The 9832-nt window shown below is 74.5% G+C and carries 8 protein-coding genes; 5 read left to right on the top strand and 3 right to left on the bottom strand.

Going from position 1 to position 9832, the window contains the following annotated elements; translation table 11 throughout:
- From EF903_RS08340 to EF903_RS08325, 4 genes are all read left to right on the top strand, one after another.
- Window positions 1-470: Zn-ribbon domain-containing OB-fold protein (locus tag EF903_RS08340; protein WP_185902573.1), on the top strand; the 470-nt coding region annotated here is incomplete at its 5' end.
- The gene (locus EF903_RS08335) at window positions 470-1528 is read left to right on the top strand and encodes a thiolase domain-containing protein (protein WP_125542409.1); all 1059 of its coding nucleotides are present in this window, start codon (window positions 470-472) and stop codon (window positions 1526-1528) included. The genes EF903_RS08340 and EF903_RS08335, both read left to right, overlap by 1 nt.
- A complete protein-coding gene (locus EF903_RS08330) occupies window positions 1525-2691 on the top strand; it encodes a thiolase domain-containing protein (RefSeq protein WP_125542407.1) in 1167 nt (388 codons plus the stop codon). Before EF903_RS08335 ends, EF903_RS08330 begins: the two co-directional genes overlap by 4 nt.
- Before the next feature lie 233 nt (window positions 2692-2924).
- Complete coding sequence (locus EF903_RS08325; RefSeq protein ID WP_114056361.1) at window positions 2925-3425, top strand: hypothetical protein; 501 nt, start codon at window positions 2925-2927, stop codon at window positions 3423-3425.
- Between the two features lie 33 nt (window positions 3426-3458).
- On the opposite strand, the gene kstD is transcribed toward EF903_RS08325, so the two are convergent.
- Entirely contained in the window at window positions 3459-5243 is a 1785-nt protein-coding gene (gene kstD / locus EF903_RS08320; protein WP_125542405.1) for a 3-oxosteroid 1-dehydrogenase, read from the bottom strand.
- A 175-nt stretch (window positions 5244-5418) separates the two neighbouring features.
- The gene (locus tag EF903_RS08315) at window positions 5419-6543 is read right to left on the bottom strand and encodes an aminoglycoside phosphotransferase family protein (RefSeq protein WP_125542403.1); all 1125 of its coding nucleotides are present in this window, start codon (window positions 6541-6543) and stop codon (window positions 5419-5421) included.
- A gap of 230 nt (window positions 6544-6773) precedes the next feature.
- On the opposite strand from EF903_RS08315, the gene EF903_RS08310 reads away from it, so the two are divergent.
- Entirely contained in the window at window positions 6774-8255 is a 1482-nt protein-coding gene (locus EF903_RS08310) for a hypothetical protein (RefSeq protein ID WP_125542400.1), read from the top strand.
- Window positions 8256-8367: 112 nt separating this feature from the next.
- On the opposite strand, the gene EF903_RS08305 is transcribed toward EF903_RS08310, so the two are convergent.
- The gene (locus EF903_RS08305; RefSeq protein ID WP_125542398.1) at window positions 8368-9798 is read right to left on the bottom strand and encodes a PP2C family protein-serine/threonine phosphatase; all 1431 of its coding nucleotides are present in this window, start codon (window positions 9796-9798) and stop codon (window positions 8368-8370) included.
- Window positions 9799-9832: the final 34 nt, after the last annotated feature.

Genomic DNA, 9832 nt, shown 5'->3' with positions numbered 1-9832 from the left:
TCCCCGACCCGGTCACCCGCATCGTCACCGAGGCGCGCCTCGACTACACCCACACCCCCGGCCGCGCCCAGAGCGCACACCTCGCCGCCCTCGGCGAGCAGCGCATCGTCGGCGAGCGCTGCCCCTCCTGCCGGAAGGTGTACGTCCCCCCGCGCGGCGCCTGCCCCACCTGCGGCGTCGCCACGACCGACCGCGTCGGGGTCGGCCCCGCCGGCACCGTCACCACCTTCTGCATCGTCAACATCAAGGCCCGCAACCTCGACATCGACGTGCCCTACGTCTACGCCCACATCGCCCTCGACGGCGCCGACCTCCCCCTCCACGGCCGGATCGGCGGCATCCCCTACGACCAGGTCCGCATGGGCCTGCGCGTCGAACCCGTGTGGACCGCCGACGGCCGCCACCCCGACCACTACCGCCCCACCGGCGAACCCGACGCCGCCTACGACAGCTACAAGGAGCTCATCTGATGGCCCGCCACGAGCGCGACATCGCCGTCGTGGCGTTCGCCCAGAGCGACCACCGGCGCCGCACCGACGACCTCAGCGAGCTCGAAATGCTCCTGCCCGTCCTCGACGAGGTCCGCGAGCGGACCGGCCTGCGCGCCCGCGACATCGGCTTCACCTGCTCCGGATCGAGCGACTACCTCGCCGGCCGCCCCTTCTCCTTCACCATGGCCCTCGACGGCGTCGGCGCCTGGCCCCCGATCTCCGAATCCCACGTCGAGACGGACGGGGCCTGGGCCCTGTACGAGGCCTGGGTCAAGCTGCGCACCGGACAGGCCGACACCGCGCTCGTCTACGCGTACGGCAAGTCCTCGCCCGGCTCCCTGCGCGACGTGCTCACCCGGCAGCTCGACCCCTACTACCTCGCCCCGCTGTGGCCCGACTCCGTCGCCCTCGCCGCCCTCCAGGCCCAGGCCCTCATCGACGCCGGGGACACCGACGAGGCGGCGCTCGCAGCCGTCGCCGCCCGCAGCCGCGCCGCCGCCGCGGCCAACCCGCACGCCCAGCTCGCCGGCACCGTCCCGCACGGCGGCCACCAGGTCCGGCCGCTGCGCACCGGCGACTGCCCGCCCGTCGGCGACGGCGCCGCCGCCGTCATCCTCGCCGCCGGCGACACCGCACGCCGCCTCTGCGGACGGCCCGCCTGGATCACCGGCATCGACCACCGCATCGAGGCCCACAGCCTCGGCGTGCGCGACCTCACCGACTCCCCGTCCACCCGCCTCGCCGCCCAGCGCGCCGGCCTCTTCACCGCGCCCGTCGACACCGCCGAACTGCACGCCCCGTTCACCTCCCAGGAGGTCGTCCTGCGCAAGGCGCTGCGCCTCGGCCGGTCCACCGCCGTCAACCCCTCCGGCGGGGCGCTCGCCGCGAACCCCGTGATGGCCGCCGGCCTGATCCGCATCGGCGAGGCCGCCGCCCGCATCCACCGCGGCGCCTCCGACAGGGCCGTCGCCCACGCCACCTCCGGCCCCTGCCTCCAGCAGAACCTGGTCGCCGTCCTGGAAGGGGACCCAGCATGAGCAAGGAGCCCGTGGCCGTCATCGGCATCGGCCAGACCAAGCACGCGGCGGCCCGCCAGGACGTCTCCCTCGCCGGTCTCGTCCGGGAGGCCGCCGCCCGCGCCCTCGCCGACGCCGAGCTGGCCTGGCAGGACATCGACGCCGTCGTCATCGGCAAGGCCCCCGACTTCTTCGAGGGCGTCATGATGCCGGAGCTGTACCTCGCCGACGCCCTCGGCGCCGTCGGCAAGCCGATGCTGCGCGTCCACACCGCGGGCTCCGTCGGCGGCTCGACCGCGCTCGTCGCCGCCGACCTCGTCGCCGCCCGCGTGCACGGCACCGTGCTCGCGCTCGCCTTCGAGAAGCAGTCCGAGTCCAACGCCATGTGGGGGCTGTCGCTCCCCGTCCCCTTCCAGCAGCCGCTGCTCGCCGGAGCAGGCGGGTTCTTCGCCCCGCACGTGCGCGCGTACATGCGCCGGACCGGCGCCCCCGCCGCCGTCGGATCGCTCGTCGCGTACAAGGACCGCCGCAACGCCCTGAAGAACCCGTACGCCCACCTCCACGAGCACGGCATCACCCTGGAGCAGGTGCAGGCCTCGCCGATGCTGTGGGACCCCGTCCGCTACTCCGAGACCTGCCCCTCCTCCGACGGCGCCTGCGCCATGGTCCTCACCGACCGGGCCGGCGCCGCCCGCGCCCCCCACCCGCCCGCCTGGGTGCACGGAGGGGCCATGCGCAGCGAGCCGACGCTCTTCGCAGGCAAGGACTTCGTCTCCCCGCAGGCCGGGAAGGACTGCGCGGCCGACGTCTACCGGCAGGCCGGCATCAGTGATCCGCGCCGCGAGATCGACGTCGCCGAGCTGTACGTGCCGTTCTCCTGGTACGAGCCGATGTGGCTGGAGAACCTCGGCTTCGCCGCCGAGGGCGAGGGCTGGAAGCTCACCGAGGCCGGCGCGACCGAGCTCGACGGGGACCTGCCCGTGAACCCCTCCGGCGGCGTCCTCTCCTCCAATCCGATCGGCGCCTCGGGCATGATCCGCTTCGCGGAGGCGGCCCTCCAGGTCCGCGGCCAGGCCGGCGGGCACCAGGTCCCGGGAGCCCGCCGGGCGCTCGGCCACGCCTACGGGGGCGGCGCCCAGTTCTTCTCCATGTGGCTGGTCGGCTCCGGGCTCCCCGGCTCCTGAGCGCCGCCGGGCGGCACGGGACACCGCCGGCTCCGTGTGACGCGGCGTGGCCCGCGCGACACGCCGCGTCGCTCCCCGCCCCGGCCCGGTGCGCGACGGCGAACGCCCCGGCAGCCCCCCGCCGCTCCCCGCGCCGGAGGGGCGGCACCGCCTAGGCCGCGGCGCCCGCGAACCGCGAACGGGCGCCGCGCCCCCGGATCCGGAAAGCGCCCCCGGCCACGTACCATGGCCGCATGTCCTTCCTCCGCCGCAACCGCGCCGCCACACCCGCCGGCCCGGACTTCGACGTCCTGGCCATGGACCCGGGGGACTGGCCGGGCAATCTCGGTGCCGGGCTGCTCCCCGCACCCGACGGCAGCTGCCAGGGCGTCTTTCTCCGCTACGACCTGTTCGGCGGACGCGGCCCCGCAATGATCATCGGGAACCTCCCCGAGGGCTCCCCGGCCCGCGACCTCGCCGACGGCCAGATCCCCTTCGAGGTGGCCCAGCTCCTCGACGCCCTGGAGAACGACGAGGAGGTCGAGGTCACCGGCATCGAGGACTGCCCCGTCATGCAGGGCGACAACCTCCTCATCGTCCGCAAGATCAAGCTCTCCGAGTCGCGGATCAGCTGCGTGCAGTTCGACCGCAGCGACAACGTCCTCGTGACGATCGCCAGCTGGGACCGGCCCATCAGCGACGACCTGTACACCCTGCTCAAGCCGCTGCCCGCCGAGCTCTTCCAGCAGGGCTGACCGTCCGGCCCGGCGCGGCGCGGCCCGGCCCCCTCACGCGTCCGCGATGTCGTTCGCCGCGGCGTAGCCGAACGCCATAGCCGGACCGATCGTCGATCCGGCCCCCGCGTAGCTGCGGCCCATCACCGCCGCGCTCGCATTGCCCGCGGCCCACAGGCCCCGGATGACCGAGCCGTCCGGCCGCAGCGCCCGCGCCCGCGCGTCCGTCACGATGCCGCCCTTCGTCCCCAGGTCGCCCGGCACGATCCGGAACGCGTGGAAGGGCGGCAGCAGGACCGGGGCCAGGCAGGAGTTCGGGTACACCCCGGGATCCGTGTAGTAGTGGTCGTACGCCGTCCGGCCGCGGCCGAAGTCGGCGTCGGTCCCGCTCCACGCCTGCGCGTTGAACCGGCTCAGCGTCGCCCGCAGCGCCGCCGCCGGCACGCCGATCCGCTCCGCGAGGCCGTCCCAGGTCCACGCCGTGTGCACCGCACCCGACGCGTACCACGCGTCCGGGAGGGGCAGCGCGGGCAGCACGTCCTTGAACAGGTACTTGTTGCGGTAGTGCTGGTCCACCACCAGCCAGGCCGGGATGTGGGAGCCCGGCGCGCCCCGGTCCTTCTCGTACATCACGTGCACCACATCGCTGTACGGCGCCGCCTCGTTGACGAACCGCGCCCCCGCCGCGTTCACGAGGAGCCCGCCCGGCAGGGTGCGCTCCGCCAGGCAGAAGTACGGCTCCCCGGGCAGCGGGACCGTCGGCCCCCACCAGGCGTCGTCCATCAGGTCCAGCGCCGACCCCGCCCGCTGCCCGGCGCGGATCCCGTCCCCGGTGTTCTCCCGGGCGCCCACCGACCACTGCGCGCCGGTCGGCTGCTGTTGGTACCGCGCGCGCATCTCCGCATCGTGCTCGAAGCCTCCCGAGCCGAGGACGACGCCCCGGCGGGCACGCACCGTGCCGCGGACGCCGCCCCTCTCCACCACGACGCCGGTGACCGCCCCGCCGTCCGTCACCAGGTCCGTCAGCGGGCACTCCAGCCACACCGGTACGCCGGCCTGCGCCAGCCCGGCCCGAAGCCCGGCCGCCAGCGCCTGGCCCATCGTGAGCGGCTTCTCCCCGCGCAGCGCGGCCCGCGTGCCGCGCGCCAGGCACTCGGCCGCGACCGCGGCCCCCCGCGCGTTGACGGCGGCCAGGGTCAGCCACCGGTAGTCCTGGCCGAAGACGACCATCCCCGCGGGGACGGGCATGTACGGCGGGTTCAGCCGGGCCAGTTCGGCGCCGAGGACGCGGCCGTCGAGCTGGTCGGGCTCGATGGACCGGCCGTTCGCCAGCCCGCCGGGCAGGTCCGGGTAGTAGTCGCTGTACCCGTCCATGTAGCGGAAGCGCAGGGGGCTGTTCGCCATGACGAAGTCCAGCATCCTCGGCCCGTTCGCCAGGAACGCCGCCTGGCGGTCCGCCGGAACGGACGGACCCACGACCGCCGCCAGGTAGGCGGCCGCCTTCTGCGGCGTGTCGGGGACGCCGGCGCGCAGGATCACCGAGTTGTTCGGCAGCCAGATCCCCGCCCCGGAGCGCGCCGTCGACCCGCCGAAGGTCGGCGCCTTCTCGACGAGCAGCACGCTGAGCCCGCGCCTTGCCGCGGTCAGGGCGGCCGTCATCCCGGCTGCGCCGGACCCGACCACGACGACGTCGTACTCGCCGAACACGGGTCCGGCGTCGGCGCGCGCCGCTGCGGCCGGAAGCCCGGCGGCGAGCGCGCCCGCCCCGGCCCCGGCGAGGACCGCGCGGCGCGACGGAGGGGCTGCGGGGTGCGGTTCGGGGGCGGTGCTCGCGGTCATGGCAGCTCCGGCGGAAGAGAAGGCGGGTATCTGATGCAGTGTCAGAAACCTCCGCCCGGGACCCCGGGATGTCAAGGCATCCGTCCGCAGTCCGGCCCCGACGCACGAAATCCCGTGGAGCGCACACCGGTTGTGTGCGCCACGGGATTTTCGTGACGTTGCCGCACGCCGTCCCTCAGCGGGTCCCGACGGCCGCGCGGACCGCCCTGCGGGCCATGCCGCAGTCGTCGTGCAGGCGGCGCAGCAGCAGCCGCTGCTCCTCGCCCGAGGACAGGGCGCCCGCCGGCAGGGGCTGGTTCGGGGCGGAGGCGGCCATCGACCGCTGCACCGCCGTCTCGCACATCCGGATCTCCCGGGTCAGCACCAGCATCAGGTTGACCAGGAACGCGTCCCGTGCCGCCGGTCCGGCCGCCTGGGCGAGCCGGCTGATCTGGCCGCGCGCGGCCGGGGCGTCGCCCAGCACCGTCCACAGCGTCGCCAGGTCGTAGCCGGGCAGATACCAGCCCGCATGCTCCCAGTCCAGCAGCACCGGCCCCGCCGGCGACAGCAGCAGGTTCGACAGCAGGGCGTCACCGTGGTTGAACTGGCGCTGCACACCCGCCAGTTTGAGCCCGCACAGCAGCTTCTGCAGGTCGCCCAGGTCCCGGTCCGTCAGCAGCCCCAGCTCGTGGTACCGCGCGATCCGCTGCCCGTAGTTCAGCGGGTCTCCGAAGAGGTCCGCCGGCGGTCGCCACTGGTTGACCCGGCAGACCGCTCCCAGCGCCGCCCGGAGGTCCGCCCGCGGAGGGGCCTCCACCGGATGCCGCTGGAGTGCCGCGACCCGGCCCGCCATCCGCTCCACCACCAGCGTCCCGTTCTCCGGGTCCGCGGCGATCAGCCGAGGCACCCGGACCGGCGGGCGGTGTCGGACGAACGTGCGGTACGCCGCGATTTCGTGCCGGTACCGCTCGCGCCACTCGGGCGAGTGGTCCAGTAAAACCTTCGCCACGGCGGTCATCCGGCCGGTCGTCCCCACCAGCAGCACCGACCGGCCGCTGCGCCGCAGCACCTGCACCGGAGCGAACTCCGGGCAGATCCGCTGCACCGAGGCCAGCGCGGTGCGCAACTGCGCTCCCTGCGGCCCCGACAGGTCGATTCTCCCGCTGAGCGGCTGCGCGACGGCTCCCGGCATCCGCCGGGCCCGGACGGCGCCGGGAAGCGGCACCGCGGGGCGGGCGGCATCGAGATAGGAGCCCCCGCCCGCCTGGAGCGTGCGGTGGGGCCGGACCGGGGCGGACACGGAGGACGTTGCTGCATACATGGCGTTGCGGTTCCCTTCGTGCGCCGACGAGATCTGTACGCCGCCCCGCCGGCCCCGGGTTTCGCCCTGGGGAGTTCCGCCCGGCGACCGGGTCGGGGAGGCGCATTCCTACCTGACACCCTGGCGCGGGTGGCGGACCATCTGGCTGCCCCTGGCGAAGCCTGGCGAATAGTCGCTGGGCATCTGTCGGCGGGCTACTGTCAAACCAGCCGAGAACCTGGGGGCTTGACGTGAGCAGAGGACCAAACACCCGACTGAGCGACCTGTTCGGCCTGGCCGGCTGGTCGAAGGGTGAGCTGGCGAGGATGGTCAACCGGCAGGCGGCTGCGATGGGCCACCACCAGCTGGCCACCGACACCTCGCGGGTGCGGCGGTGGATCGACATGGGGGAGACCCCCCGTGAACCGGTTCCCACCGTCCTGGCAGCCCTGTTCACCGAGCGGCTCGGTCGTGTCGTGACCATCGAGGACCTCGGGTTCGTACGGCAGCGGCGCACCTCCGGACGGCAGCCGGACGGGGTGCAGGACAACCCCGAAGGCATGCCCTGGGCGCCCGAACGCACAGCCGCGGTCCTCACCGAATTCACGGGAATGGACCTCATGCTCAACCGTCGCGGTCTGATGGGTGCGGGAGTGGCGCTCACCGCCGGCTCCGTCCTCACCAACGCCATGTACGACTGGCTGCACACCGACCCGGGTACGGGCGGCCAGGCCCAGCGCTTCGGCGAATCCTTCCAGGCCGACCCGGCCGGCTACGACCGGTACGAGGCCGCGCCCATCGGCGCGGAGGAGATCGAGGCCCTGGAGCGCTCCGTGGAGGTCTTCCGCGCCTGGGACGCCGCGAGAGGCGGGGGCCTGCAGCGCAAGGCGGTCGTCGGCCAGTTGAACGAGGTCGGCGGCATGCTGGCGTACCGCCACCCCGACCACCTCCAGCGGCGCCTGTGGGGGGTGGCGGCCAACCTGGCGGTGCTGGCGGGCTGGATGTCGCACGACGTGGGCCTCGAACCCACCGCCCAGAAGTACTTCGTGATCGCCGCGCACGCCGCCCGCGAGGGGGGCGACCGGCCGCGGGCCGGGGAGGCGCTGTCGCGGGCGGCCCGCCAGATGGTGCACCTGGGCCGGCCCGGAGAGGCGCTGGACCTGATGAAGCTGGCCCAGTCCGGTTCCGGCGAGGAGACGCTGCCGCGCACCCGGGCGATGCTGCACACCATCGAGGCGTGGGCGCAGGCCGCGATGGGCAAGGGGCAGGCCATGCGGCGCACCCTGGGGGAGGCCGAGGACCTGTTCGTGTCCGACAAGGCCGATGTCCCGCCGCCCTCGTGGATGCAGCACTTCGACGAGGCGGACCTGCACGGCATGCAGGCCCTGGCCTACCGCACGCTCGCCGACCACGAGCCGTCCGCCGCGCCGATCGCCCAGCGGCACGCCCGCGAGGCGCTGCGGCTGCGGGCCGGCGGCCACCAGCGCTCGCAGATCTTCGACTACATCTCCATGGCCTCGGCCTGCTTCATCGCGGACGACCCCGAGCAGGCGGACCGGTACGCGCGACTCGCGCTCGTCTCCATGAACGAGACCTCCTCGCACCGGACGTGGGACCGGCTGCGGGAGATGTACCGGCTGACCGGCCAGTACGCGGGGTACTCGCGCATCGAGGACCTGCGGGACGAGATCAAGCTGGCCCTGCCCAACAGCCCGGTGCAGCAGACGGTCTAGGGGTGCCGGTGCGCGCACCGGGCCGTCCGGTGGCGCCACGACGGAAAAGGCCGCGCCAGGGGCGCGGCCTCCGACCGGTCCGGTGCGGGAGAGGTCTCGTCCCCGGGGGCCCTCAGCCGATCCGGGCGACCAGGACGCAGGCGTCGCCTGCCCGCCCGTCCCCGCCGAACTCCTCGACGACCGTGCGCAGGCAGTCCTGCGCGGACGAGGCCGCGGAGAGCCGCGGGGCGAGGGCCAGGAGCCGCTCGGTGCCGTCCTCCCGACCGAGCCCGACGTCGTACGTCAGCAGCCCGTCCGTGTGCAGGACGAGCACGTCGCCGGCTTCGAGCCGTTCCTCGGCCTGCCCGTACGCGGCCCCGGGCGTGGCGCCCAGCAGCACGCCCTCGGGCGGGGCGAGGGCGCGGCCGGCGCCGGCGCGTACCAGGAGCGGGGCGGGGTGGCCGGCCTGTGCCCAGGACAGGACGCGGCTCCCGGGGTCGTACCGGCAGCAGACGGCCGAGCCGAGCGCGGGCTGCACGGAGGTTTCGAGCAGCCGGTTGAGCCAGCCCATCAGGGGGCCGGGCTCGATGCCGGCCATGGCCATGCCGCGGAGGGCGCCGAGCATCATCGCCATGCCCGAGGTGGCGGTGACGCCGTGCCCGGTGAGGTCGCCGACCGTCAGCAGGGTGCGGCCGTCGGGGAGTTGCAGGGCGTCGTACCAGTCGCCGCCGATCGGTGTGCCCGCCGCGGAAGGAAGGTAGTGCGAGGCCACGTCGAGGGCGCCGGCGCCGTCGGGTGGGAGCCGCAGGGAGGTGCGCCACGGCGGCAGGACGGCTTCCTGGAGTTCGACGGCGAGCCGGTGCTCGGTCCGGGCGATCTCCCGGCGGTGCCGGAGGGACTCGCGGGACTCGTGCACCGCGCGCCGGCTCCGGCGCAGCCGGCTGACGTCCTGGAAGACGGCCCACATGGAGGCGGTGCAGCCGTCGGCGTCGAGGACGGGCTCCCCCCGCATGTGCAGGGTGCGGACCCTGCCGTCGGGCCGGACGATGCGGAACTCCCCGTCGAGCGGTGTGCCGTCGACGAGGCAGGCGGTGAGCATCCCGGTCAGCAGGGGCTGGTCCTCGGAGAACAGGGTGGAGCCGAGTTCGTCGAGGGGAAGGGGGCCGAGCGCGGGGGAGCGCCCGAAGATCCGGAAGAGCTCCTGCGACCAGCTGACCTCGTCGGTGAGGAGGTTCCACTCGGCGCTGCCGATGCGGGTGTGCCGCCCGCCGGTGCCGTCGGCGCCGTCCGGGCCGGGGTGCTGCTGCGCGCGGTCGTCGGAGGCCGGAGGCGGGGGCAGGCCCTTCTTGAGCTGGCCCAGCTGGTCGTGCAGGTCGTCGAGCTGGTGCACGGCGAGGTCGCACAGCGCCCGCTGCCAGCGGCCCTGTGCGCCGTCTTCCGCGGCGGTGTCGCGGCGCACCGCGTCAAGGCCGCCGCGCAGCCGCCTCGCCTGGGAGATCAGGGAGTCCACCGATGCCGGCTCGGGCGGCTGCGCGGGTCGGTCCGCGAACAGATGGGACGGCATGTGCACTCCGATACAGGCGCGGCGCGGCCAGGTC

Origin of the sequence: Streptomyces sp. WAC05292, from assembly GCF_003949955.1 — a bacterium.
Lineage (GTDB): Bacteria > Actinomycetota > Actinomycetes > Streptomycetales > Streptomycetaceae > Streptomyces > Streptomyces globosus.
This window is presented reverse-complemented; position numbering and strand designations above follow the sequence as displayed.